Source organism: Pseudomonas sp. UBA3149 (assembly GCF_002364655.1).
GTDB classification, from domain to species: domain Bacteria; phylum Pseudomonadota; class Gammaproteobacteria; order Pseudomonadales; family Pseudomonadaceae; genus Chryseomonas; species Chryseomonas luteola.
Map to the genome: position 1 here is coordinate 17009 of NZ_DEYV01000002.1, position 22745 is coordinate 39753.

The following is a 22745-nucleotide window of genomic DNA, read 5'->3' on the forward strand; positions in this document are numbered from 1 at the left end:
ACTTCAGTGCGAAGAGGCTTCTTCCATGGCATGACCAGAGCGTATAGACGCGCACAAGACCAGCGCCAGTGCACCGCAGATCCCTATGGTTGCTGGAAGCGAAGTTATGCCGGCGGCTGCAAAACTCACCACATAACCCACACCGGCAGACATGAGATAGTGCATGACGCCCATCAGTGCAGATGCAATGCCGGCTTGCTTACCTGCATCGGCCATGGTCAGTGCGGTAAGGTTGCCAAATACCAGACCCAGCGCACCGATTGCGAGTGCGAGCAGGCTGCCATAGATCTCTAGCGTTGCATGCCCTGCCTGAGCCAGTAAAAACAGCCCGGCTCCTGCCAGCGCATGTAATCCCATACCAGCCAGTGCAATCGCTCGGGCGCTCCATCCACGTTTGAGCAGGCTGTTGCTAATCAAGCCTCCTATGACCAGCGCTATTGAGTTGGCGGCAAATAGGTAGCTGAACTGGACTGGGGAAAGGGTGAAATGTTGGGTAAAGATAAAGGCTGATGCACTGATGTACGTAAACAGCGAGCCGAGGATGAATCCTCCAGCTAAGGTATAGACCATGAAAACGGGCCGGCGCATCTGTCGAACGTAAGCAGACATGATTCGGCTAACATTCAGCGGCGCACGTTGGGCTTTGGGCTGAGAGTCGGGCAGAACCGCAAGGCTCCATACAAACCCGGCGAGACCAAGGCCGCATAGGCACCAGAAAATAAGTCGCCAGCTACCGTGCTCAAGAAAGAACCCACCCAATAGGGGCGCGGTGATTGGAGCGATCATCATCACCTGCATCAGCAGTGAAAAAATGCGTGCGGATTCCTTCACGGTGCAAAGGTCGGCGACGATGGCTCGTGGAGTCACCAGACCAGCCGCTGCACCCAAGGCCTGCAGAAAGCGTGCAGCCATGAGCCACTCTATCGAAGGGGCCAGCGCGGCAAGGGCAGAGCCGGCAACAAATATACCGACACCGATCAGTAAGGGGGTACGTCGGCCAAAGCTGTCGAGCAGCGGACCATAAACGCCCTGACCAACCGCCAGGCCTGCCAGGAAGATGGAAAGTGTTTGTTGAATACGACCCTCTGAGACCTGCAAATCCATTGCCATAGCGGGCATCCCAGGAAGATACATGTCGATAGCCATCGCATCCAGGGCAGTAACCAGCGCGAGCAGGAGCACCAGCGCCAGGCTAATCGTGTTGGCGTCTCGTATAGCTGATATCCGGCTCATGCCACTGCCCCCGACTTGATTGCAGTTGCCAAGGCGTTCGATAGCATGCGCTCCAGTGCCGTGAGTCGTACGGCTGCATGGGCAGTATCGGTATAGACCAGCTTGACCTGAAGGCTGTCGACTATTCCGATATACGCGTGGCTATAGAGCTGGACATCTTCATCTGCCAAGGTGTCTGGGGTATCGGTCCAGGCTCTCAGGCGACCCGTAAAGGCTTCCTGCAGTTGTGCGAGATAAGTCTCATGGCCGCTGTAGATAGGTACCGCCAAAACGGCTGGCGGCATATAGCCTGCACGTAACAGAAACTTAAGGTAATCGGACTCATCGTAGCGCGCGATCAGGTTGGTGCAATAGGTGAGTCCGGGTAGGGTTTTGGATTCTTCCGATACAAAACACTGGTGCGCTATGTCCTGCTCCATGCGCAATGCCTCTGCAAAGATCTGCATATACAGATCGTCCTTGCTATCGAAGTGCGCGTACAGAGAGGCTTTACGAATACCGACCGCTTCAGCGATGTCGGCAAGAGACGAGGCGTCATAACCGCGGTGGGCAAAGTGAGTGACGGCTGCTGAAACAATGCGATCAGCAGCGGGAGAGCGATTCATAGCTGGAGCCTTTAAGAGGGACATTACTGGTTGTTCAAGCCATCATAATAGCTACCTACCGATCGGTAGGTAAAGAGGCGATTATTTCTGTGTGTGCCCATCAAAAAGGTAACCGGATAAAGGCGTGAGCAGGTATTACGTCAAACAGGGGCAGGATTGCAGTATTAAAAGCTAGTCTTTAAAAGCATTCCTATGTTATCCGCTTGTCGTCCTCGGCCTAGACGCCTGCAGCTAACGACACGTTGAAGCACTATAGTCACTGGCTCCAATGTATCCTTCTGGTCTCAGTACCAACTTCAGCAGCTTTTCTTCTGCTGATCAGTCTGCTTGACGGATGCGGTAGCGGAAGCTTCTGCTTTTTCCTTCTGCATTAGGATGGCTTGCTGATTCTTGGTCAGTAGTTTGTCCTGCATCAGGGACGATTCTTCAGCGGAGGCACCTTGAGCAGCGAGAAGGAGAGTGGCGGTGACAAGGGCAGCTTTCATAATGGTCATTGCGGTGACTCGTGTGGGTTGATGTGTCCATTATGCAATGCTTGAATTAGGAAATAATTAGGCTGCCAGCGAATGGATTATTTCGATTTTTAAAACTATAAGGCCGATATCGCAACTGCGTGTGCCATGCTGCTCTGATGAAGGTGTCATAGAGGTGAAACACATTCCGATACGCTGGCTGCTGTAAAAGCGTACGGTCTGTTTATGGACTCAAATCTTGCTGGCTCTCACCTTCCCAGGAAGGCGACCGGGAATAATGTTCGACCCATTTCAAGACCTGATCGGCAGGCATGGGCCGGGCGATGCCATATCCCTGGGCCAGCTGACACCCTATCTCAAGCAGCATTTTGCCTTGAGAGCGCGTTTCGACGCCCTCGGCCAATACCTCTCGGTCAAAGGCCTTGGACAGACCGATAATGGCTTCGGAAAGGGCCAGGTCTTCTTTGTCAGTCAAAATGTCGCGCACGAACGATTGATCAATTTTAATGGTCTGGGCGGGCAAGCGCTTGAGGTAGCTCAGGGAGGAGTAACCCGTCCCAAAGTCATCCAGTGAGAATGTCACACCCATGGCTTGGCAGGCCATTAGGCAATGCGTGACATGCTCCATGTTCTCAATGGCAGTCGACTCGACGATCTCGATGTCCAGCAGGTTTGGTGAAACTTCCGGATGCCGGTCCAGTATCGTCCGCAGGCGCTCGACAAAGTTGGGTTTCTGAAAGTGCCGGGCAGCGATATTGACACTCACCGGCCAGCTATGACCCAGGAGACTCCACTGCTTGATTTGACGCAGGGCTTGATCGATGACCCATTCACCAATCTCCACGATGAGGTCATTGCGTTCGACGAAAGGCAGGAATTGAAGCGGAGGAACCAATCCCTCATAGGGGCTCTGCCAGCGTAGCAGGGCTTCGAATCCGATAACCTTGCCGGTCTGCAGGTTGACCTTAGGTTGGTAATACAAGCGCAGTTCCTGCCTCATCAGGGCCTGCTCCAGGCGTGCCAGCATCAGGGAGGCTGCCCGCGCTTCGTTGTTGGTTGGCACATCAAAAATCTGAAAGCGGTTTCGTCCGTCTTGCTTGGCCTGATACATGGCCTGGTCGGCATGGCGCAAAAGGGTATCTGGATCCTCGTTATCATTGGGGTAGATAGTAACGCCGATGCTGCCGGCAATCTCCAGACTCTGGCCATCAATCTCGTAGGGCTGGGAAAGCGTTTCGAGTAGGCGGCGCAGGCTGATGGGGAGTGTTTGCAGTTGGATGTCGTTGAGGATCAGGACAAACTCGTCGCCCCCCATTCGGGCCAATGTATCCTCCTCACGGAGCGTTTCGTGCAATCGATTGGCCACTTCTACCAGCAGGCGATCCCCGATGGCATGCCCGTAGGTATCATTGATGATTTTGAACCCATCCAGATCAAGCATGCCCAGCGCGAGTAGGCGGTGATGGCGGCGAGCTGAGGAAATAGCCATGCCCAGGCGTTCATGCAGCAATGCCCGATTAGGCAGGCCAGTCAACACGTCATGGGACGCCCGCCACTGCAGTGCTTGAAGCAGCTCCTGATGCTCGGTCACATCGAAGCGGATTGAGATGTATTTGACGACTTCCTGGGTTTCGTCGTCCGTAATCGGCACGATGGTGCTGTTTACCCAGTACAGGGAGCCATCCTTGCGGCGATTGCAGATCTCTCCCTTCCAGATCTCACCCCGGGTGATGGTGGCCCAGATGCTATCGTAGAACTCCTGCGGATGCTGGCCCGAGTTCAGAATACGATGGTTGGAGCCTAGAAGCTCCTCTTTGCTGTAACCCGACACGGCACAGAACTGATCGTTGACGTAGGTAATGGTCCCGTCTGGATCGGTTTCGGAGAAAATGGCAGCCGCGTCTACCGCAGTCCTGTATTTATCGGTCATGTTAGATAGCAACTACCGCAAAGAATGATATTCAAGCAGCTTGATCTATCGAAGCGCTTCCCGCCTACCGAAGCCAGGACTAGAGATTGGAGTACGATCCGGGCTTACAGCGACGTTAGCACTGCCTCGGCGGTTTGTGCCCGCTGCAAGCACACCGTTGATCCGATAATCGCTGTTCTAGGTCGGGCATGGCGGAAGTGCCTGGCTCTATAACATGTGGGACCAGAAGAACACGATTAGTGTTCTTGGTTATGGGTGCTGCTTTGCCAGCTGGAGTTAGAGCCTTTATAAGGCGGTGTGCCCACCTGAGCCCAAGGCTCCTGGCCCAGCGCAGTGGTCACGTAATCCAGAAAGCATGTGATGCGTGAGGCGAGGGCGGTGTTGCGATAATAAACCGCATGAATCGGTTGTCGTACCTCGACCGTTTCCCGGGTGAGCAGCTCTATCAGCTCACCGGAGACTCGGTCGCGCTGCGTCATGAAATCGGACAGGCAAACGATCCCTATGCCTTGTAAGGCCATATGACGGAGCGTCTCGCCGCTGGAAGCCTTGAGCGCAGGGTTAACAGAGAGGCTGTCTCCCAGTGGGTGACGCAGGGGCCACTGATTTAGACTTTCGGGTTGGGTAAAGCCGAGCAGCTGGTGATGATCCAGTTCGTCAACGGAATGAGGCTGGCCGTTCGCTTTCAAGTAAGTGGGGCTGGCCAGTACCCGTAATCGGCTGCTGCCAAGCGGTCGAGCATGTAGAGTTGAGTCCTTCAACGTACCAATCCGGATGGCGATGTCCGTACGGTGTTCGATCAGGTCGATGATTTGGTCACTGCTGTGCAGCTCCAGTTCGATTTCGGGATAACGCTTGTGAAACCCTTCTACAAGCGGGACCAGTGCATGCAGCATGAAGGGCGAGGCGGCATTCACGCGCAAACGTCCCGCCGGACGTTGCCGCCGTATGGCCATCTGCTCTTCGGTTTCTTCAACGGCCGCCAGGATCTTGCGCGCCTGAGTCAGCAATGTCTCGCCTTCCTCTGTCAACTCAAGCCGGCGCGTCGTCCGCCTGAGCAGGGTGACGTCGAGCTTTTCCTCGAGTCGGCTGAGAGCCCGGCTGACACCAGAGGCCGTTTGGTCCAAATGGTCGGCGGCTGCGGTAATGGAACCGGTATCCACTACGGTGGTAAACGCAAGTAATTCATCGAGGGTCGTTTTCATTCGTGAATTTTAATCAAAAATAATATGCTTGAAACCCTATTTTTAGGCATGAATAAGTCGCGCAGACTGGCTTCATCTACTTCAACGGAGTCTCTTTCATGCCTATTGCCTTGTTGGCGCTAACGCTTAGCGCCTTTGCCATTGGGACTACTGAATTTGTCATTGTCGGTCTTATTCCTACCATTGCGGCTGATCTACAGGTTACGTTGCCGTCAGCGGGTCTGCTGGTCAGTCTGTACGCTTTGGGTGTTGCGGTAGGGGCGCCTGTATTGACTGCCCTGACCGGCCGGGTTCCACGTAAGTTTCTCCTGCTGGCGCTGATGGTGTTATTCACGCTAGGTAACCTTCTGGCGTGGCGGGCACCTGGATATGAGTCGCTGATTCTGGCTCGTATCGTGACTGGCCTGGCCCACGGTGTGTTCTTCTCCATCGGCTCGACCATCGCGACTAGTCTGGTGCCAAAGGAAAAAGCGGCAAGTGCCATTGCCATCATGTTTACCGGCCTTACGGTTGCGCTGGTGACAGGTGTCCCGCTGGGCACATTCATTGGGCAGCATGTGGGCTGGCGAGAAACATTTCTGGCTGTTTCGGCATTGGGAATAATGGCTTTTATTGGGAGCCTGATGTTTGTTCCTTCAGACATCAAGCACAGCAAGCCTGCGTCTTTGCTGCAGCAACTGCAGGTACTGAAAGCCCCTCGGCTACTGCTGGTATATGCCATGACTGCAGTGGGTTACGGTGGCTCCTTTATTGCCTTTACGTTCCTGGCGCCGATACTGCAAGACATCACCGGGCTTGGTGCGAATGCGGTCAGCCTGGTATTGCTGATATACGGTATCTCGGTGGCTATCGGTAATATCTGGGGCGGTAAGCTGGCCGATAAACGTGGTCCTATCCGTGCGCTGATGATTATCTTTGCACTGTTGGCTGCGGTGTTGTTCGTATTGACCTTTACTGCAAGCCATATCTGGTTGGCATTGGCAACCGTACTGGTCTGGGGAGCGGTGGCGTTTGGCAACGTGCCGGGTCTGCAGGTATATGTTGTCCAGCAGGCGGAGCAGCATACGCCGCAGGCGGTGGATGTGGCCTCCGGTCTTAACATTGCCGCGTTCAACCTAGGCATTGCCGGGGGCGCTTGGTTGGGTGGGCATATCGTTGCGCAGGTCGGGCTTATTCATACGGCCTGGATCGGCGGGCTGGTGGTCTTGGTTGCATTGGGGCTGACCCTACTCAGTGGCCGATTGGATCAGCGTAACTCGAGTGCAGCGATGCCATCCCGCACTACACTCACGCCAAGTCACTGATAGGAGTCTTGTATGTCGTCTGCATTGAGTGCATTGACTGCCGAAGGCTTCAGCATTGGGATCGAGCTTCCTCTGGATAATGACTGGACGGCAGCGGGTGGGCTGGCACGGCAGCACGCCGGCCGCCTACCCGGCGAGCCTGACCTTGAGGCGCATGCTGAACTGGCAAGGCTGGCGGATCGGCTAGGATACCGGGCCCTGTGGATACGCGATGTGCCGCTATACGATCCGGAGTTTGGCGATGCCGCCCAGGTATTCGAGGCGTTTAGTTATCTGGGTTATCTGGCCGGTATTACGGAGCGCATTCTGCTTGGTACGGCCGCCATTGTGTTGCCGCTGCGTGAGCCGATGCTGACCATGAAGTCCGCCGCAACCATTCACCAACTGAGCAAGGGACGACTGCTATTAGGTGTCGCCAGCGGCGACAGGCCAGTGGAGTATCCGGTGTTTGGCAAAAGCTATGACAGCCGCAGCCATGCGTTTCGAACCCAGATCGGTATGTTCCGCGATTGGGGCGCGACCAAACTGCCTGCGGGTATACGGTTGCTGCCCCGTCCAGCAGAGCCGTTACCGCTGTTAGTCGCCGGTATGGCCCAGCAGCGGCCAGACTGGATCGGTGAGCAGATGGATGGCTTGCTGGCTTATCCTGGAACACCTGTTGAGCATGTACAGCGCAGCGCACTCTGGCGCAGTGTTGCCGGTGACAAGCCATACATAAGCTTTATCCATCTGGACCTGCTGGCGGACCCGAACGCCTCCTTGGTGCGACATCGCTTTGGTATTGCGGCGGGGCGTCGGGAGCTGATCAAAGAGCTTGAGGCCATGAAGGCGGCCGGTGTGCAGCATATCGGCCTGCATTTCCGGCGTAATCAGCGTCCTGTAGCCCAGACGATGGAGGAGATTGCAGAGTACGTTCTGCCGGTTTTTCACGCTAAATAAGAAAACCGGGCCGTAAACCGGCCCGGTCACTCCAGATTTAGCCGTGAACATCCGAGGAGTTTTTGGGGCTGTGCGCGTACTGCTCCTTCAGATGACCGTCTGCATTGAGAAGCCAGGCGTCCATGACCTCCCGCACCACAGGGCCTGCTACACGGCCTCCCGCCTCACCGTTCTCGATCATGACCGCCACCACGATCTTCGGATCTTCTGCCGGGGCAAACCCTACAAACAGCGCATTGTCACGGTTACGTTCCTTGACTTTGGTGCGGTCGTACCGTTCACCCTGCCGTATGGCGACCACCTGCGCCGTACCACTCTTGCCGGCGATACGGTACTGCGCCCCCTGGGCAGCCTGTCGTGCGATGCCTCGTGGGGCATGCATTACCATCTGCATGCCTTCGTTCACGGCATCCCACTCGCGCGGATCATGCAGCTTGATGTTTGGCACTGGGTTTGGGTCCTGTATCGGCGAGTCACCTATGAGCTTGGCCAGGTGGGGTCGATGCCATACGCCTTTGCTGGCAATCAGCGATGTAGCCTGGGCGAGCTGAAGCGGTGTAACCTGCATATAGCCCTGGCCAATTCCCAGGATAAGCGTCTCACCGGGATACCACATCTGCCGGCGTGTGGCGCGCTTCCATTCCCGGGACGGCATCAGGCCGGTCGCCTCGCTATCCATGTCGATGGACACACGCTGTCCTAATCCAAAGTGCGACAGATAGTCGTGCAGGTTATCGATACCCAGACGATGGGCCACCTCATAAAAGTAGGTGTCGTTGGAGCGCATGATGGCGGCATCCAGATCCACCCAGCCATCGCCATTACGGTTCCAGTTCCGATATTTGTGATCGTAATTGGGCAACTCGTAATAACCGGGATCGAAGATGCGCGTGGCCGGTGTGATCACGCCGGTATCCAGCCCTGCGATGGCGACTTCCGGCTTGATGGTCGAGCCGGGAGCATAAAGTCCCCGTAGCACCCGGTTGTAGAGAGGACGGTCGATGGAGTCCCGCAGCTGGGCATAATCCTTGAAGCTGATGCCTTTGACGAACAGGTTGGGGTCGAAGCTGGGCTTGCTCACCATGGCAAGAACCTCGCCTGTGTTGGGGTCGAGCGCCACGATGGCGCCTCGGCGATCACCCAGGGCGTGTTCTGCGGCCTTTTGCAGGTTGATATCCAGACTCAGCGTGATGTCTTTGCCCGGTATTGGATTGGTGCGGCTCAAGGTACGCAGGATGCGACCACGGGCATTGGTTTCGACCTCTTCGTAGCCAACCTGCCCGTGCAGTTCGTCTTCATAGAAGTGTTCTACACCCGTCTTGCCGATGATATCGGTGCCGCTGTAATTGGTCTCGTCGAGTTTCTTCTGCTCTGCATCATTGATGCGCCCGACATAACCAACTACATGGGCAAAGTCATCACCGTAGGGGTAATGGCGAATGAAGTGCGCTTCGACATCCGTACCAGGCAGCATGAACTGATTGACGGCCAGCTTGGCAATCTGCTCCTCCGACAGATCGGAAATCAGCGTGATGGGCTGGTAGGGACGATGAACCTGATGCACAACGTGCTCGAAATCCTCCAGGTCTTCCTCAGGAAGATCCAGCGTCTTGATGACATTATGCAGGACCTCATCCAACTTTCCAGCACGCTCTTTGGTCAGGGTGAGGTCAAAGCTTGGCTTGTTGTCCGCGATCACGACACCGTTACGATCATAGATCAAGCCCCGAGCCGGTGGGATAGGAAGAACATGAACACGGTTATTTTCCGATAGGGTCGTGTTGTAGCCATAGGTGATGACCTGTAGGTAATACATTCGGCCCATCAGGACGAGAAACAGAAAGAACGTGATTACCGAAAAAATGAGTACGCGGCGGTTCGCCATCTTGGCGTTGCGCTCGTGATCCTGAAGCGGAATTTTTGAGAACATGAATAAACGCTGAGCTAAAGAATTAAGACCGGCCAGCCACAGAGTAAGAAGATGAAGGCGTACTGGCGTAATAACTGCCCTAGTGTACCGGCGAAACGGCTTCGCGAGCCGATTAATGAAATGACAGGGGTGCAAATGATGCACCTGGACGGTCTTAGTAGAAGAGCGTCAAGTAATGTTTGTTTACCAAGTGTGTCTTAAGTCGTACCAGCTCAATCTAATAGTCATCTCATTGATCAAGTACTATCGAAGGATCTTCCTATGTGGACACGTGCCTTGTCTGTGGTCGGGATGACGTGGGCGGTCAGCCTGTTTTCCAGCCCGCTTATGGCGCTTGAGTTTCCTCTGCCTCCGCCGGGTGAGGACATCATTGGGCAGGTTCAGGTGATCGAGGCCAAGTACGAAGACACGTTCGCTGATCTGGATGACACCTATGATCTGGGCTACAACGCAATGGTTGCTGCTAACCCGGGCGTCGATGCCTGGCTGCCGGGGGCAGGTACCAAGATTGTACTGCCTACCCGTTTCATTCTGCCGCCGGGGCCTCGTGAAGGCATCGTAATAAACCTGGCGGAGTATCGTCTTTACTACTTCCCAAAAGATGGTCATACGGTCTTTACTTATCCTATTGGTATCGGCCGCGAGGGATGGGGATCGCCCGTAACCACAACGAAGATCACCGGCAAGATCAAGGACCCTAGCTGGTATCCGCCCACGTCCATCCGCGCGGAACATGCAGCGGAGGGCGACATCCTGCCTACGGTTGTACCGCCCGGGCCGGACAACCCGTTGGGGCCCTACAAGCTGACCCTAGGCCTGCCGGGCTATCTCATCCATGGTTCCAATCAGAAATTCGGGATTGGCATGCAGGTCAGCCATGGGTGCATTCACTTGCTCAACAAGGACGTAACGGAACTAGTAGGCATGGTTCCTGTAGGAACCCCGGTGCGCTTCATTAATGAGCCCTATGAGTTTGGTGTCAGCGGCGGAAAGCTCTATATCCAAGCCCACCAGCCGTTATCGACAAATACAGGGCAGCCAGCGGTGATCGATCAGAAAACTGCCTTGGTCAATGCGCTCATTCAGCGGACGGATCTGGGGCTGAACGCCCAAGTGGACTGGACCAGAATCGATGAGGCTGTAAAAACCTTGAGCGGCGTGCCGGTCGAGATTGCGACACTAGGCCAGCCTGGCGTATAGCCCTCTCAGGTAACAACAGCAACCTCTACTACGTATTAGCAGTAAGCAGTGATAGAGACATCTGGATTACTAGCGTTAGCAAGGCCTTCCATACCACTCATGCTCGGTTGGGCAATCGTCCGGTTATGGTCCACCCACTGCGGGAGCTGGTCACACAGTGCCCGCAGAACGAGCTTTGAAACTGGCTGGGTCTGACAGCCGGCACTGCTCTGAACCGTAACTTCTCTTGAATGAAGCACTACGCAGCTCATGCTTAATGGCATGTTGAGCTTGCCATGCCGTGAGGGGCAATCCTACTCAAAGGTTTCTCTATGGTTTAAGCACTGTATCCCTTGCCTCACGTCAATGTATCCGTTCGTAAAGGTCACGTAAACGTTGCTTAATAGCAAAGTGCTATGGTTAGAATCACCGTGTCTTAATTCAATGAAGTAGTGAAATTAAGGAGCGCAGATGCCTACGGACAACGCCAGCGGAGCGGTTGGTGATGTGTTGGAAAAGACGGGTGATATGGAGCGTGCGGACTATCTGGCCTTTGCACGAAAGCTCCATGATGCTGCCGTAGACGCTGCCAGAACGCAGCTATATCAACTCGATGATGCAGACGCCTGTACACGAGAGCTGCATGAATTGTATGAGCGCTTTCGCAAGCAATATCTGTGATGTATGAACCTGACAGATGAGGCGTCCAGGTTAGAACTTCTGCATTGCAGCCGGAAGAGTATTTAGAGCCGCTAACAAAACCCTCTTGAATCTAAGCTTGGCTATGTCCACGATAGAGGTATGAGACATCGCAAAGAGATTACGGCTGCGCTGTGGAAGCGCATCAAGCCGCTATTACCAGAGCATAAAATCTCACCCAAAGACGCCCGCCCTTTTCTGGATGATGAGCTTGCCCTTAATGGCCTCATATTTCTCCCGCGTACCGGCATCCCCTGGTAAGGTCTACCCCAGGAACTGTGCTACGGCAGTGGTATGACCTGCTGGAGGCGTCTTAAGCAATGGCAGGCGTGTGGTGTCTGGTACCGCTTGCACCGTGTCCTGCTCGAAGAACTGCGTGGCGCGGTTCGCCTGGATCTAAGCCGAGCCAGTATAGATGCCGCCAGCGTATCTAGCCCCGGGGACGTATGTACACGACGGCTCGGGGCAAGCTTGGCAGCAAGCGGCACCTAATTACCGATCGCAACGGCGCGCCACTCGCCTTTTATATCAGCGGTGCTAATAGGCATGACTCGGTTATGTTTGAGCCACTGGTTGATGTGTTATCAACGCTTCGAGGTAAACCAGAAGGAGTTAGCCGTTGGCCCGCGAGACTTCATGCTGACGAGGCTTACGACATAGAGCGCTGTCACAGGCATCTATGCAAACGAGAGATCACCGATCGAATCGCCTGTAAGGGTGTAGACAGCAAGGAGCGACTTGGCCGCTATCGCTGAGTAGTAGAGCGTACCTATGCTTACAAACATTGACCACGATACGGGACCGGCTGGGCTTGGCCGCTCTTGTGATATTTTTGGACATGACGGGCGACTGGGAGCATCTTTTCTGAGAACGAACCGCAGATTCGGATGATGTTGTATAAGGGATCTCGTCGAGGATCGCAGCGCTCTGAAGCGCTACGGTTATATCCTAGAGTGATTTAGCGTTTAGCGGATACGGATTTCTTTCCAGCTTCTTGGTCAGCCTCGAAAATCGGGGTCGGGAAGCGGCCGCGTTCCTTTGCGTACCACCACATAGCAAATACCCCAAGAAGAGTAGTTAGCACGGCCAAAATTAAGATGACATTCTGGGTGCCCAATGGCGCAGCTAAAAAAGCTACCAATAAACCTGCCAAGGGCTGGGACATGTTGTTCAGCAGCGTGATCACGCCTACCGTCTTGCCGAAGTCCCGGGTTGGGATCACCCGCTGCCGGATAGTGCGCATATAGACATTGAACATTTTGTCGAAACCTACGATCAATAGAAAACCTAGCACATAGCCGATCAGGTTCGGACTTAGCGCGCTCATAAATGCCCCAATTGCAATCATTGAATATCCGACACCCCCGAGTACTCGCAGAGGCAAAACAATCCGAGCTAGAAGAAACAGAATCACGATTGTTGTTACCGCTCCTGCCGCTTGCAGACCTGCATAGGTATCCTTACCGGCGCCGTACTGGCCAATGACCATTGCTGCTGAGGTAGACAAAGTGACACCGACGATCAGATTAACTCCTACCGCTAGAGTGATGATCTTTTTCAGTTCCGCCATTCTACGGATATGGCCAAAAGCGATTCTTAAGGGCTGCAGCCAGATGTCTTGATGCTGCTCAAACACCTCTAGCGTGATACGGCTAAGACGTTGCCACGCCAGCATGCTCAGGTCAGCTAGAAGGAACAATCCAGCGATCCAAAGCACTACCCAATGCCAAGCCCAAACCTCAAGCATCAATGCCGCTACCAGAGGCCCGAGCACCAGTCCTGTCTGGTCGGCGATCTGGGAGTAGGACAAGGTCTTAGTGTAGCTGTAGTGCTGGAAGATATGCGGCATCAGTACTTCACGAGCCATGACGCCTTGCGTGGTAAGTACTCCGCACAGTGCCGACAGCAACACTAACCAGCCGATGCCGTCAAAGATTACGTAGAGCGTCATTGCCAGTACACAGAGGATCGCCCTGTAGATCTGACTGATGTGCAGGATCTTAATGGGTGGGTATTTGTCGCAAAGGGCGCCGCACAACGGGAACACAAGAAATCGCGGCAGTGATTCGACGAAAAAAGCTAGTCCCGCCAATGAAGCACTGTTGGTGGTCTGGAACACCACCAGCGGCACAATAAATAACAGTATCTGATCCGCCAACCTCGATAGAAAAAGTGAGATGAAAAAAGCGAGGTAATCCTTACGCATAAAGAATCCTCAAGAGTAAGCGATGTTGCATAGCGGCCAGAAGAAACACTAGTAAGCGGACCCTGAACTGTCATTGAGATTATGTCGCTCGTCACCACGCAGTGGCGGATTGAAGACGCTCACTAGCACCAAGTCCTCTTCCCTACCTCCGCGTAAAATATGCCGGTCATGTTGATCAAGCACATAGATATCTCCAGGTCGGATCGGAAATACATTGCCTTGCATGTCCTCGACTTCACCTACTCCTGCGATGCAATAGCACGCCTCCAAGTGGTTTCGGTAATGCAAAAGTGACTCTGTGCCCGCGCGGACAACGGTGTGGCACAATGTAAAGCCCATGGCATCGCGCTCAGTAAGTAGACGGTGACTAGTCCCGGCGCCCCATTCAACGAAGTAAGGGGTTTTCTCAACATCGGATTTATTTCGAACGAACATTTGAAACCTCTCTGGGATAGCCGATTGGAAAAATCAGGTCTCTGGAGCATTTACAATGGAGGACCGTAGAATGGCTTCACCGCTGGCCTGCATCGCTTCGTACCAAGCTACGTCGCGGTGTGCAGCCATCGCTTGGATGTCACGCCAGTGGCGCTGAAGCGGGTTGCAGGCCGCCAAGGATGAAGCGCCGAGCCTCTCCACAAGACGGCGTACAATCTGCACGCACTGTTGAGCTAAGTAGGCGCGATCACGTTTGAGCTGCAATAGATGCTGAGTGTCTAGAACCCAGTCATTAACCCCTGCCTCATGCAGCCGAGTGATTAGCGAGTCATACAAAAGCTCTGCGCTATATAGCTGCGCGGCCGAGTGAGCGGCCTGTTCGGAAATCCGAGGATCTTTCATCATCATGGGACCGTTGAACGTCGCTACAAACGCCGCAAGAGCACCCTCGGCACAGCCCAATAGCGGGCCAACGATCGATGTGGTGAGGTAGGGAACCAAGGGCGACCTATCGATGTAGTCGGGCGTTAGCGCAAACAGGTTCTGGGCGAACACCTCATGCAGCGCAAAGACGCGATCATCGGGCACTACTAACCCGCTGGTCATTACATCGTGAGATCCTGTTGCCGCCATACCGCAACTGTCCCAGGTCTCAAGCTTTTCAACTTCATTAGCGGGTACTAGCACCAGAAAACGTGGTGTGTGAGCAGCTTCGGGGTGCGTAAGGCAAGGTGCGTTGAGCATCAGCCAAGTAGCATCCTCAATGCCTGAACTGAAGCGCCATCGTCCGTCGACCCGTATACCTTCAGGCTCAAAGGACAATAGGCTATCGGCGCTGGTGGACGCTGAGACAAAAAGCTGGCGTGGGCCATCGTTGTACAGCTGATCGATGCAGGTAGAAGGGAGGCGACGTATAATTGAGCCGTGACCGCCGACTAGCGCAAGCATCCAACCTGTTGACGGACACGCTCGAGCGGCGATACGCGCGCTTTCTACTAATGTCGGCCAGTTACCGGTGTGTGTGATCGGAGCGAGTGGCGATACTAGATCTAGCAAGCCTTCGGTAAACAATTCGTCGAATGTGTCACTGCTCAGCCGACGATTTTTTTCAGCGGATACGGCTCGATCGCGCCATAGAGGCAAGTAGTGAGCTGCCCTGTGACAGGGCAAGGACAATGCGTTGCGATGTATCGCTTGCTCTGCGGTGTTAAGCATCTACAAGCGCCTTATCACCGCTTAGCATGGTGCCTAGATCGCCAAGACGCACAGCTTCAAAGCAAAAACCGGATGGCTGAACTACCGGGCCTAGTAGTTCCACAAACTGCTTAACCTTTTCTGGGTCGTCTGAGGCAACGAATTCACAGAAGTTACTGCTGCTCCAGAGTAGGTGCACGCTTTTGAAACGTGCGGACAAAGCGCTGACAAGTTCTTCGAATGTGACTTGGCCATTTTGCATTTGCTCGAGCATCTGTTGACGTTTCCAGTGGATCTCTTCTTCGCTGAAGTATCGGGTCTTGAATTCCTCATCCTTGATCCGTTCCCGTAGGTTATACTCATCTGGGTCAGGGTGATTGAGCTTTTCTAGAAAAAATACTAGCCCACTTGGCTTCAGAAATTGCTTGATATGGGAGATCTGGCTGGCTCGATCCTTTGAATAGAACTGGAATGCCGCCATCTCATAAATAAAGTCAAAACCCTCGCTGAATTGACCATATTCTGGGGCTTGCAGCAGAGCGGGGGTTACCTTAAACACGGATTCTGGAAAGAAAAGCGAAAGCGCCGGATCAGCGTGCCGCTCAAAGGGTATTTGATTGGCCAAGTTCGGAGAGGAGGTAAAACTGCGGATCAGTCCGTGCGAATGGCTGGCAAGGGCACAGCCGTTACTACCATCAAACGCGTCTACCTCGAATAGACTAAAGGTTTTGCCTGTTTCTGCGCTATCTGCGTGAGCTAAGCGGGTGAGAGCGACGCCAACTCTGGCGAGCTCTTCAAGAATGTATGGCACGCTTGCCAGGAAGTGGGAGAATAATGGTCCAGCATTTGCGATTAGTTGATCGTGGTAGTCGAGGACCTGTGGGTCTCGGATCATGGACCGCAGATGACTGTCCAGGGACTGTAGAGGTACTTGACTCGCGCCTGTGGCCAGACTGTGGAAGTGTCCCGCGAGTTTGAGCATCGCACTTTGTTGCAGGTCGCGGTCGAGGGCAGTGCAATCTATTTTCTGGAGTGGCGTCTTCATAGCATAGCCTCTAGTATCGGATCAGACCTTTAGCATTAAATTTGCCCGAATCGGTTTTTGGGAGAGCTTCGAGAAATACGCACTGGGTCGGAACCATGTGCCAGTCCAAATGCACCTTGCAGTAGTCGATCAGCATCTGTCCGCTCGTTTGTCGATGATCGATATCAAGCACGATGTAAGCCTTTGGCACGTGCCCGGCTGATTCGTCAGCGACCGGCACCACTAGCACCTCGGCAACAGCTGGGTGCGAGGCTAGGCACTCCTCAATTTCTCTTGGATTGACGTTCCACATATTGCGCGCGAAAACGTCGTCCTTGCGGGCGACATAGTAAAGATAGCCCTCGGCATCCTGCTTGAATAGGTCGCCAGTGCGGTACAACCGTGAATGACCGAAGGCATCGTAGATAAAGGCTTTGGCATTCGCCTCGGGCATGTTCCAATACTCGAGCATCAGGTAGTCGCTTGTCACAAGAAGCTCACCAACCTCGCCGGGCTGATAGATGACTTGGTCTTGCTCGTCCAACAAGTACAGACTGACACCGGGTAAAGGCTTACCTACTGACGTTGGGCGGCGGTCAATTTCCTCAGGAGACAAATAACTTACTCGTTTACATTCCGTGAGCCCGTAGTTGGAAAAGATTTGCACCTGAGGCAGCGCTTTGCGAATTCGCTGGATGTGTCGAGTGTGAAGGGCCTGCCCGCTGCTGGATATGTAACGCAAGCTTGGCACTCGCACTTGACACTCTGTTCCTGTGTTAGCTAGCAGGAAGAACACTGGAGGAAATACGTGCATTGCGGTGACGCTCTCACGTTCGACGACCGCGAATACATCTTCTGCGCTAAGTGCGGGCCTAGTTTCAATGACGCTGGTGGCCCCAGCGTATAATGGCATCATCACGTTATAGACGCCGTAGTCCGATGCTAGTGTCGAATAGCTGAGGATACGATCCTTAGGGGCAATCTTCAGGTACTCCGTAACCCGACTACAAGCTGCCAGCATTATGCGGTGGTTGACGAGCACGCCCTTAGGATTGAAGGTTGAACCCGTGGTATAGAAAATCGATGTAGGCCTTTCAGCATCGTCGATAAGGGATGAGGCAACTACATTTGTTTTGTTCCCATGCCTCAAGACTGCCTCGGCAAGCTGAATAACGCGAGGTACCGCTATCGGAATTGGAGTGGTAAGCAAAACAAGTTCGAGACCAGCTTCTTCGATCAGGCTAGGTAAATCATCGGTATAGTCGGTTATCAGGGTCCGGGCGCCAGATTGCTTGAGCTGATGAATTAGCTTTGTTCGATTTAGGGTGTGATGAGTCGCAGAGGTGATCGCTGCTATTTTCAGCAGTCCCAGGTAGCAGGCGATTAAGTCTATAGAGATCGATGCGTACAAACCCACACGGTCGCCTGGCGCGACACCGAGCATCGACAGCGCCGACGCGATGTCGTCTATCCGCTTTTGCAACACCTGATATGAAGTTACTTGCCCGTCGAGAACGATGGCCGGCTTTGTCGGATATCTATTGGCGTTACTTGCAATGACTTTATGGAAAAGCTGCATGCTCGACATTCCTTTATGCGAAACGTCCTGAAGTCATTTACGTTTTCGCGCACACAACGAGACATAGGTGCCCTGCCATGTGTAAGGATCTATAGGCAAGCTTTTGGCATCGCTCAAAGGCCAACTTTGTTTATCAAAAAAGTGATTGCATTCGAATATATCGAAATCACTAAGCCAAGCATCGAAAAAGGCTTCGCTGTCCTGGATCGATAGTCCGGCCTCTTTATCCCAAATGAAAGGCTCTCCAGTCGCTTGAAAAAAACGGGTTAGATCCGACAGTAAATCCAGAAAAACATATCCGCCTGGTTTCACTGCGCTGATTATCTTTGGCATCACCTTCTGAAGCTCATCTTTCGTGAAAAAGTGGAGAACTTCTGAACATATAAGCACATCGTAACTTTCGAACTCAGGCGTATAGGTCAAAATGTCAGTCTGCTGAAAGTTCATGCCCTGTAGCCAAGGATTGAGTTCACGGCTATGAACCGTGCTATCGACCATGTCTACGCCGTTTAAGGTATAACCTTTACGCGCCAAGGCAGTGAGATTACGACCGTCTCCACACCCAAGCTCAAGCGCTGCACCCGGGCCATCAGGTAGCCTGGAAAAAAATTCTTGAGCTCCCCTCGTAATTCACCAAACAAAGTGCCGTGATCACAGGCGCTGTATTCACTGAGGTACCATTCTTTGAGAACGGAACTATCCATTATTTTCATAGTTATTCCCTGTTAATAATATAGGTCAGTGCACAACACTTTGCTTCGCGAAGAGAACGCGAGCCATGGAGAGTAAAGATGCCGTCGTGAATTTGGTCAAGCCTATAGGTCCTTGGGCGTTCATGCTCCTTAAGAGTGGTGCGGTCATAGCTCAATGATCCAAAAAGATAAGCTATAGCCCTGTCCAGACTGGGCAGATCCCGAACTCGCAAAGCCTGTCGACTACATGCAGCAAGCGGTGCAAGACGTGCTCAAGAAACATAGTTCGAAGAGTGGATTGACAAGTGCTTGCACACTCGCATCAGCTGAGCAGCTCTGTATGGTTATGCGGCTCGCCGCTACCTTTGAATTTCACACTCTGGAAAATCATTACGAGCGCGCTGCATAAGCACACGTACGGGCGTTTTAAGAGCCGCTAACAAAACCTGATCAAGTGAGCGCAGGCAGAGGGTCTAAAATAGGCAATTTCAGCGAGTATCAGGCGTGTGCTTGCCTATACCAGCTAACCAGAAATGGGTTTTGTTAGCGGCTCTTAACCCTATGCGTGTATTTAAGAGGGTGATGCTAAGGCCGTAAAGAACTGTTTGGCTGGTGGTGTCCGTCGCTAGGATGGAACGACAGAGCCTGAATACATCAGGCTCAGCAGTCCTAGTTGTTTCTTTGGCCCATGGAGTTGCCATGCAGGGGAATGGGCTGCTTGGAAGCCTGGGGCGTGCTGTCTTGCCCGACCATCTCTTCGTAGACTGCAGGCTGAACCAGGAATAGCTGAACGTCTCCCTTCAGATTGACCAGTGTTTTTCGGCCTTCTTCGACCGAGGCGATATGCAGCGTTTCACCGTGATCGTTCACAACGGGATGGGATTCATTATTCATTAACGCATGTATGACGAAAGAGCCGCCCTCCATGGAAACGAAATGGATTTCCTTAACATCTCCGTCCTTCACATGCTTGGTCAATTCTGCCACTTTCATGAAGGTTCTCCAGTGCTGGGGTTGTTGTTCAAATAAGCGTTTCGCTATCGTTCTTTGAAACGTGGTGGGTGGGCGAGTTCAATAGAGGAACGTCCGTCTTGTGATATCTGCACGGCCTTGTGGTGCCCATCATCTACCTTGCTACGATGAAAACGATGCGCGGCAACATGACGCGCTGAAGGGGCGACATAAAACGTCTGTTCAGTAGTATGCTAATGAAATGACGATCCGCTGAGTCCTTCGGCTCGACTTTCAGAATCCTTCCTATTGCCGTGGCCATCCCTCCGCTCGTCAGACGTCGAATCTGCTACAGATTTTGTTTATTGCGAGGTTTCAAGTGCCCAGTTCTTTCCCTCTTTCTCGCCCACGCCGTCTTCGTCGTTCCGATCAGCTTCGCTCGATGTTTCAGGAAACCGAGCTGAGCCTTAACGATCTGGTACTGCCGATTTTCGTCGAGGAAGAAATCGATGATTTCGTCCCGATCAAAGCCATGCCGGGTGTCATGCGTATTCCTGAATCCAGGCTGGCCAACGAAATCGAGCGTTATGCTCGCGCTGGTATCAAGTCGGTCATGACCTTTGGCGTGTCTCATCACCTGTCTCATGATGGAAGCGATACATGGCATGAGGACGGTCTGGTTTCACGTATGGCGCGTATCTGCAAGGACGCGGTACCGGAAATGATCGTCATGTCCGATACCTGTTTCTGCGAGTACACCAGTCACGGTCATTGTGGCATCGTTCATGATGACCACATCGACAACGATGCCACGCTGATCAACCTGGGCAAGCAAGCCGTTGCTGCCGCGCAGGCCGGTGCAGACTTCATTGCGCCGTCGGCGGCCATGGATGGACAGGTGCATGCGATTCGCAGCGCTTTGGATGAGGCAGGCTTTATCAATACCTCGATCATGTCCTACTCCACCAAGTTTGCGTCGGCGATGTATGGCCCGTTCCGCGAAGCCGGTGGCAGCGCACTCAAAGGCAATCGCAATGCCTACCAGATGAATCCCATGAACCGCCGCGAAGCGATCCGTGAATCCCTGATGGATGAACAGGAAGGCGCGGACGCGCTGATGGTAAAACCCGCTGGTGCTTACCTGGATATCATTCGGGACATTCGTGAAGCCTCCAGGCTACCGCTGGGCGCCTATCAGGTCAGCGGTGAATACGCCATGATCAAGTTTGCGGCAGCCGCAGGGGCCATTGACGAACACCGCGTGGTACGGGAAAGCCTGGGCTCGATCAAGCGTGCCGGTGCCGACCTGATCTTTACCTATTTCGCCATGGACCTGGCCAAAGACGGTATCTAACACTGCGAATAGCGAGCCGGCACTCCTTTCGCCGGCTCCGCTCAAGGCTACAGGTAGATCACCAGCGGATGGCCATGCACTGGGTGCTCTTGAATCAAGACGTCCAGATCAAACACTGCCTTGAGGCGATCGGGGCATAAGACTTCTTCAGGGCTGCCCAAGCCCTCCATTTGACCATGCTTGAGCAGAAGCAGCCTGTCGCAGTAGCGGGCCGCCAGGTTCATGTCGTGCAGCACGACGGCTACGGCTAACCCTTGATTGGCCATCTGCCTGATCACCTTCAGAATGCTGTGCTGATGATGGGGGTCGAGGGCTGACGTCGGCTCATCCAGTAAGAGCACCTTGTCAGAGGTGGCAGGCCATAGCTGCGCGAGTATGCGGGCCAAATGGGTTCGCTGGCGCTCCCCGCCGGACAGGGTCGTATAGTGGCGTTGCGCAAGCTCGGTCAGGTCGCAAAGATCAAGTACCGTATCGACAATTCGGGTATCGGTATGGAGGCCTGTTGCATGGGGTAGTCTGCCGAAACCTGCAACTTGTCTTACCGTAAACGCAAAACTTAACGTCGAGGTTTGAGGCAGTACAGCCAGATTAAGAGCCCTCGCCTCGGGCGACCATGCTGCCAGGGGCGTTGCTCCAAGTATGATATCGCCTGAGGTCGGTCGTATGTCTCCACATAACGCGCCAAAGAGTGTGCTTTTCCCTGCGCCGTTGGGACCGATAACTCCCAGGATTTCGCCGCTGCGCAGCTCCAGATCAATGTCACGAATACGCCACCCGGTGGCATGCTGAACGCTTAATTCTGTTGCCTTGAGCATTACATGGGCCGTCGCAACAGCAGGAACAAAAAGAAGGGCGCCCCGATAAAAGCAGTCACGATCCCTATTGGCAATTCGGCGGGTGCTAGCAACAGGCGTGCAATGATATCGGCCAGAATCAACAGGCTGGCGCCGCCAAACAGTGCGCTGGGTAAGAGTACCCGATGGTCGGGCCCTGCAATCAAGCGGAGCAGGTGTGGCACGACCAGTCCTACGAAGCCGATCAGGCCTGCTGCTGCGACTGCGGCACCTACACCCAAGGCAGTACACAGGATCAGCTCGCCCTTGAGTCGCTCTACATCGATACCCAAGTGTCGTGCCTCGGACTCTCCAAGAAGCAACGCATTCAGGGCGTCGGCACGCCGGGGCAACCATAGCGCTACGGCCAGACCAATCCCCACCAAGGGCCATAGCCGGGCATAGCTGGCACCGTTCAGGCTCCCCAGGTTCCAGGAGGTCAACAGGCGCAGCGTGGTGTCATCAGCCAGATAGGTGAGCAGACCTATGGCAGCGCCTGCCATGGCCGTTAACGCAATACCTGCCAGGAGCATGGTGGCGACGTGTGCCTGACCGTGCCGGCAACCCAGTCGGTAAACGATGGCAGTGATCACCAGGCCGCCCATGAAGGCAAACAATGACAGCAGATAAGGCTGGAGCCCAATCGGCAGGCTGAAGAGGTACTCGCCACCGACAATTGCCAGGGCTGCGCCCAACGCCGCTCCACTGGACACCCCAATCAGGCCGGGGTCTGCAAGGGGATTGCGGAAAAGCCCCTGCATGGCAACGCCCGTCAATGCCAGCACCGCACCAACCATCAGGCCCATCAGGGTGCGAGGCAAACGAATCTGTCCAACTATCAGCAGAGCCTGGTCACTGGCGGTAACAGGTAGACCGGAAAGATGAGCCAGCGCGCGCAACGTTTCGCCCAGGGGGAGGCGAAGCGGCCCCAGCGCCAGTGACAGCCACAGGCTGAGCAGGGTCAAGCCGATCAGCCCTAT

22 protein-coding genes are annotated in these 22745 nt (G+C 54.0%); 7 read left to right on the forward strand and 15 right to left on the reverse strand.

Features of this window, described 5'->3' with window-relative positions; translation table 11 throughout:
* Positions 1 to 3 precede the first annotated feature (3 nt).
* The 5 genes from B3729_RS00600 to B3729_RS00620 all read right to left on the reverse strand — a co-directional run bounded on the left by B3729_RS00600 (position 4) and on the right by B3729_RS00620 (position 5446).
* A complete protein-coding gene (locus B3729_RS00600) occupies positions 4 to 1233 on the reverse strand; it encodes a multidrug effflux MFS transporter (protein WP_286786745.1) in 1230 nt (409 codons plus the stop codon).
* Positions 1230 to 1838 (reverse strand): TetR/AcrR family transcriptional regulator, encoded by a 609-nt coding sequence (locus B3729_RS00605; protein ID WP_167517181.1) that lies wholly within the window; start codon positions 1836 to 1838, stop codon positions 1230 to 1232. The genes B3729_RS00600 and B3729_RS00605 overlap by 4 nt, the downstream gene beginning before the upstream one ends.
* A gap of 296 nt (positions 1839 to 2134) precedes the next feature.
* On the reverse strand, positions 2135 to 2332 hold the full coding sequence (locus B3729_RS00610) for a hypothetical protein (RefSeq protein WP_286786746.1): 198 nt from the start codon (positions 2330 to 2332) through the stop codon (positions 2135 to 2137).
* Positions 2333 to 2534: 202 nt separating this feature from the next.
* Positions 2535 to 4241: a putative bifunctional diguanylate cyclase/phosphodiesterase gene (locus B3729_RS00615; RefSeq protein WP_286786747.1), complete on the reverse strand. Its 1707-nt coding sequence runs from the start codon at positions 4239 to 4241 to the stop codon at positions 2535 to 2537.
* Between the two features lie 236 nt (positions 4242 to 4477).
* Positions 4478 to 5446 (reverse strand): LysR substrate-binding domain-containing protein, encoded by a 969-nt coding sequence (locus B3729_RS00620; RefSeq protein ID WP_286786748.1) that lies wholly within the window; start codon positions 5444 to 5446, stop codon positions 4478 to 4480.
* A gap of 98 nt (positions 5447 to 5544) precedes the next feature.
* Here B3729_RS00620 and B3729_RS00625 point away from each other — a divergent pair, with 98 nt between their 5' ends.
* Both B3729_RS00625 and B3729_RS00630 read left to right on the forward strand, forming a co-directional pair.
* Entirely contained in the window at positions 5545 to 6750 is a 1206-nt protein-coding gene (locus B3729_RS00625; RefSeq protein WP_125888876.1) for an MFS transporter, read from the forward strand.
* A gap of 12 nt (positions 6751 to 6762) precedes the next feature.
* A complete protein-coding gene (locus tag B3729_RS00630; RefSeq protein ID WP_286786749.1) occupies positions 6763 to 7689 on the forward strand; it encodes a TIGR03571 family LLM class oxidoreductase in 927 nt (308 codons plus the stop codon).
* A gap of 37 nt (positions 7690 to 7726) precedes the next feature.
* On the opposite strand, the gene mrdA is transcribed toward B3729_RS00630, so the two are convergent.
* Positions 7727 to 9619: a penicillin-binding protein 2 gene (mrdA, locus tag B3729_RS00635; RefSeq protein ID WP_286786750.1), complete on the reverse strand. Its 1893-nt coding sequence runs from the start codon at positions 9617 to 9619 to the stop codon at positions 7727 to 7729.
* A 261-nt stretch (positions 9620 to 9880) separates the two neighbouring features.
* Here mrdA and B3729_RS00640 point away from each other — a divergent pair, with 261 nt between their 5' ends.
* From B3729_RS00640 to B3729_RS24665, 4 genes are all read left to right on the forward strand, one after another.
* Positions 9881 to 10819 (forward strand): L,D-transpeptidase family protein, encoded by a 939-nt coding sequence (locus tag B3729_RS00640; RefSeq protein ID WP_286786751.1) that lies wholly within the window; start codon positions 9881 to 9883, stop codon positions 10817 to 10819.
* A gap of 450 nt (positions 10820 to 11269) precedes the next feature.
* On the forward strand, positions 11270 to 11479 hold the full coding sequence (locus B3729_RS00645; RefSeq protein WP_010798888.1) for a hypothetical protein: 210 nt from the start codon (positions 11270 to 11272) through the stop codon (positions 11477 to 11479).
* 120 nt (positions 11480 to 11599) lie between these two features.
* Positions 11600 to 11758: a transposase gene (locus tag B3729_RS00650; RefSeq protein WP_112297996.1), complete on the forward strand. Its 159-nt coding sequence runs from the start codon at positions 11600 to 11602 to the stop codon at positions 11756 to 11758.
* A gap of 185 nt (positions 11759 to 11943) precedes the next feature.
* Positions 11944 to 12252, forward strand: coding sequence for a transposase (locus B3729_RS24665; protein WP_073449911.1), 309 nt, complete (start codon positions 11944 to 11946; stop codon positions 12250 to 12252).
* Between the two features lie 203 nt (positions 12253 to 12455).
* Here the strand turns inward: B3729_RS24665 and B3729_RS00655 are convergent, their stop codons facing one another.
* From B3729_RS00655 to B3729_RS00685, 7 genes are all read right to left on the reverse strand, one after another.
* A complete protein-coding gene (locus B3729_RS00655; protein ID WP_010798889.1) occupies positions 12456 to 13703 on the reverse strand; it encodes an MFS transporter in 1248 nt (415 codons plus the stop codon).
* Between the two features lie 48 nt (positions 13704 to 13751).
* Positions 13752 to 14138: an ectoine synthase gene (locus B3729_RS00660; protein ID WP_010798890.1), complete on the reverse strand. Its 387-nt coding sequence runs from the start codon at positions 14136 to 14138 to the stop codon at positions 13752 to 13754.
* Between the two features lie 33 nt (positions 14139 to 14171).
* Complete coding sequence (locus tag B3729_RS00665) at positions 14172 to 15353, reverse strand: hypothetical protein (protein WP_010798891.1); 1182 nt, start codon at positions 15351 to 15353, stop codon at positions 14172 to 14174.
* Positions 15346 to 16377 carry a class I SAM-dependent methyltransferase gene (locus tag B3729_RS00670; protein WP_286786752.1) on the reverse strand — a complete coding sequence of 344 codons (1032 nt, stop codon included), beginning with the start codon at positions 16375 to 16377 and terminating at the stop codon, positions 15346 to 15348. The genes B3729_RS00665 and B3729_RS00670 overlap by 8 nt, the downstream gene beginning before the upstream one ends.
* A 10-nt stretch (positions 16378 to 16387) precedes the next feature.
* Positions 16388 to 17935: a class I adenylate-forming enzyme family protein gene (locus tag B3729_RS00675; RefSeq protein ID WP_150346223.1), complete on the reverse strand. Its 1548-nt coding sequence runs from the start codon at positions 17933 to 17935 to the stop codon at positions 16388 to 16390.
* 33 nt (positions 17936 to 17968) lie between these two features.
* On the reverse strand, positions 17969 to 18565 hold the full coding sequence (locus B3729_RS00680; protein ID WP_349677896.1) for a class I SAM-dependent methyltransferase: 597 nt from the start codon (positions 18563 to 18565) through the stop codon (positions 17969 to 17971).
* A 731-nt stretch (positions 18566 to 19296) separates the two neighbouring features.
* Positions 19297 to 19620: a DUF6482 family protein gene (locus B3729_RS00685; protein ID WP_010798896.1), complete on the reverse strand. Its 324-nt coding sequence runs from the start codon at positions 19618 to 19620 to the stop codon at positions 19297 to 19299.
* A 337-nt stretch (positions 19621 to 19957) separates the two neighbouring features.
* On the opposite strand from B3729_RS00685, the gene hemB reads away from it, so the two are divergent.
* Entirely contained in the window at positions 19958 to 20932 is a 975-nt protein-coding gene (gene hemB, locus B3729_RS00690; RefSeq protein WP_286786753.1) for a porphobilinogen synthase, read from the forward strand.
* Between the two features lie 47 nt (positions 20933 to 20979).
* Here the strand turns inward: hemB and B3729_RS00695 are convergent, their stop codons facing one another.
* Positions 20980 to 21747, reverse strand: a complete 768-nt coding sequence (locus B3729_RS00695; protein ID WP_286786754.1) for a heme ABC transporter ATP-binding protein — start codon at positions 21745 to 21747, stop codon at positions 20980 to 20982.
* The gene (locus B3729_RS00700) at positions 21747 to 22724 is read right to left on the reverse strand and encodes a FecCD family ABC transporter permease (RefSeq protein ID WP_286786788.1); all 978 of its coding nucleotides are present in this window, start codon (positions 22722 to 22724) and stop codon (positions 21747 to 21749) included. Before B3729_RS00700 ends, B3729_RS00695 begins: the two co-directional genes overlap by 1 nt.
* Between the last annotated feature and the right edge of the window lie 21 nt (positions 22725 to 22745).

Excerpts from the sequence above, each read along its gene's own strand:
- B3729_RS00675 (WP_150346223.1), bottom strand. The coding sequence starts at position 17,935 with ATGCAGCTTTTCCATAAAGTCATTGCAAGTAACGCCAATAGATATCCG.
- B3729_RS00605 (WP_167517181.1), bottom strand. The coding sequence starts at position 1,838 with ATGAATCGCTCTCCCGCTGCTGATCGCATTGTTTCAGCAGCCGTCACT.
- B3729_RS00655 (WP_010798889.1), bottom strand. The coding sequence starts at position 13,703 with ATGCGTAAGGATTACCTCGCTTTTTTCATCTCACTTTTTCTATCGAGG.
- B3729_RS00615 (WP_286786747.1), bottom strand. The coding sequence starts at position 4,241 with ATGACCGATAAATACAGGACTGCGGTAGACGCGGCTGCCATTTTCTCC.
- B3729_RS00640 (WP_286786751.1), top strand. The coding sequence starts at position 9,881 with ATGTGGACACGTGCCTTGTCTGTGGTCGGGATGACGTGGGCGGTCAGC.
- B3729_RS00600 (WP_286786745.1), bottom strand. The coding sequence starts at position 1,233 with ATGAGCCGGATATCAGCTATACGAGACGCCAACACGATTAGCCTGGCG.
- B3729_RS00670 (WP_286786752.1), bottom strand. The coding sequence starts at position 16,377 with ATGAAGACGCCACTCCAGAAAATAGATTGCACTGCCCTCGACCGCGAC.
- B3729_RS00625 (WP_125888876.1), top strand. The coding sequence starts at position 5,545 with ATGCCTATTGCCTTGTTGGCGCTAACGCTTAGCGCCTTTGCCATTGGG.
- B3729_RS24665 (WP_073449911.1), top strand. The coding sequence starts at position 11,944 with ATGTACACGACGGCTCGGGGCAAGCTTGGCAGCAAGCGGCACCTAATT.
- B3729_RS00630 (WP_286786749.1), top strand. The coding sequence starts at position 6,763 with ATGTCGTCTGCATTGAGTGCATTGACTGCCGAAGGCTTCAGCATTGGG.
- B3729_RS00660 (WP_010798890.1), bottom strand. The coding sequence starts at position 14,138 with ATGTTCGTTCGAAATAAATCCGATGTTGAGAAAACCCCTTACTTCGTT.
- B3729_RS00695 (WP_286786754.1), bottom strand. The coding sequence starts at position 21,747 with ATGCTCAAGGCAACAGAATTAAGCGTTCAGCATGCCACCGGGTGGCGT.
- B3729_RS00620 (WP_286786748.1), bottom strand. The coding sequence starts at position 5,446 with ATGAAAACGACCCTCGATGAATTACTTGCGTTTACCACCGTAGTGGAT.
- B3729_RS00665 (WP_010798891.1), bottom strand. The coding sequence starts at position 15,353 with ATGCTTAACACCGCAGAGCAAGCGATACATCGCAACGCATTGTCCTTG.
- B3729_RS00650 (WP_112297996.1), top strand. The coding sequence starts at position 11,600 with ATGAGACATCGCAAAGAGATTACGGCTGCGCTGTGGAAGCGCATCAAG.
- B3729_RS00645 (WP_010798888.1), top strand. The coding sequence starts at position 11,270 with ATGCCTACGGACAACGCCAGCGGAGCGGTTGGTGATGTGTTGGAAAAG.
- mrdA (WP_286786750.1), bottom strand. The coding sequence starts at position 9,619 with ATGTTCTCAAAAATTCCGCTTCAGGATCACGAGCGCAACGCCAAGATG.
- B3729_RS00610 (WP_286786746.1), bottom strand. The coding sequence starts at position 2,332 with ATGACCATTATGAAAGCTGCCCTTGTCACCGCCACTCTCCTTCTCGCT.
- B3729_RS00685 (WP_010798896.1), bottom strand. The coding sequence starts at position 19,620 with ATGAAAGTGGCAGAATTGACCAAGCATGTGAAGGACGGAGATGTTAAG.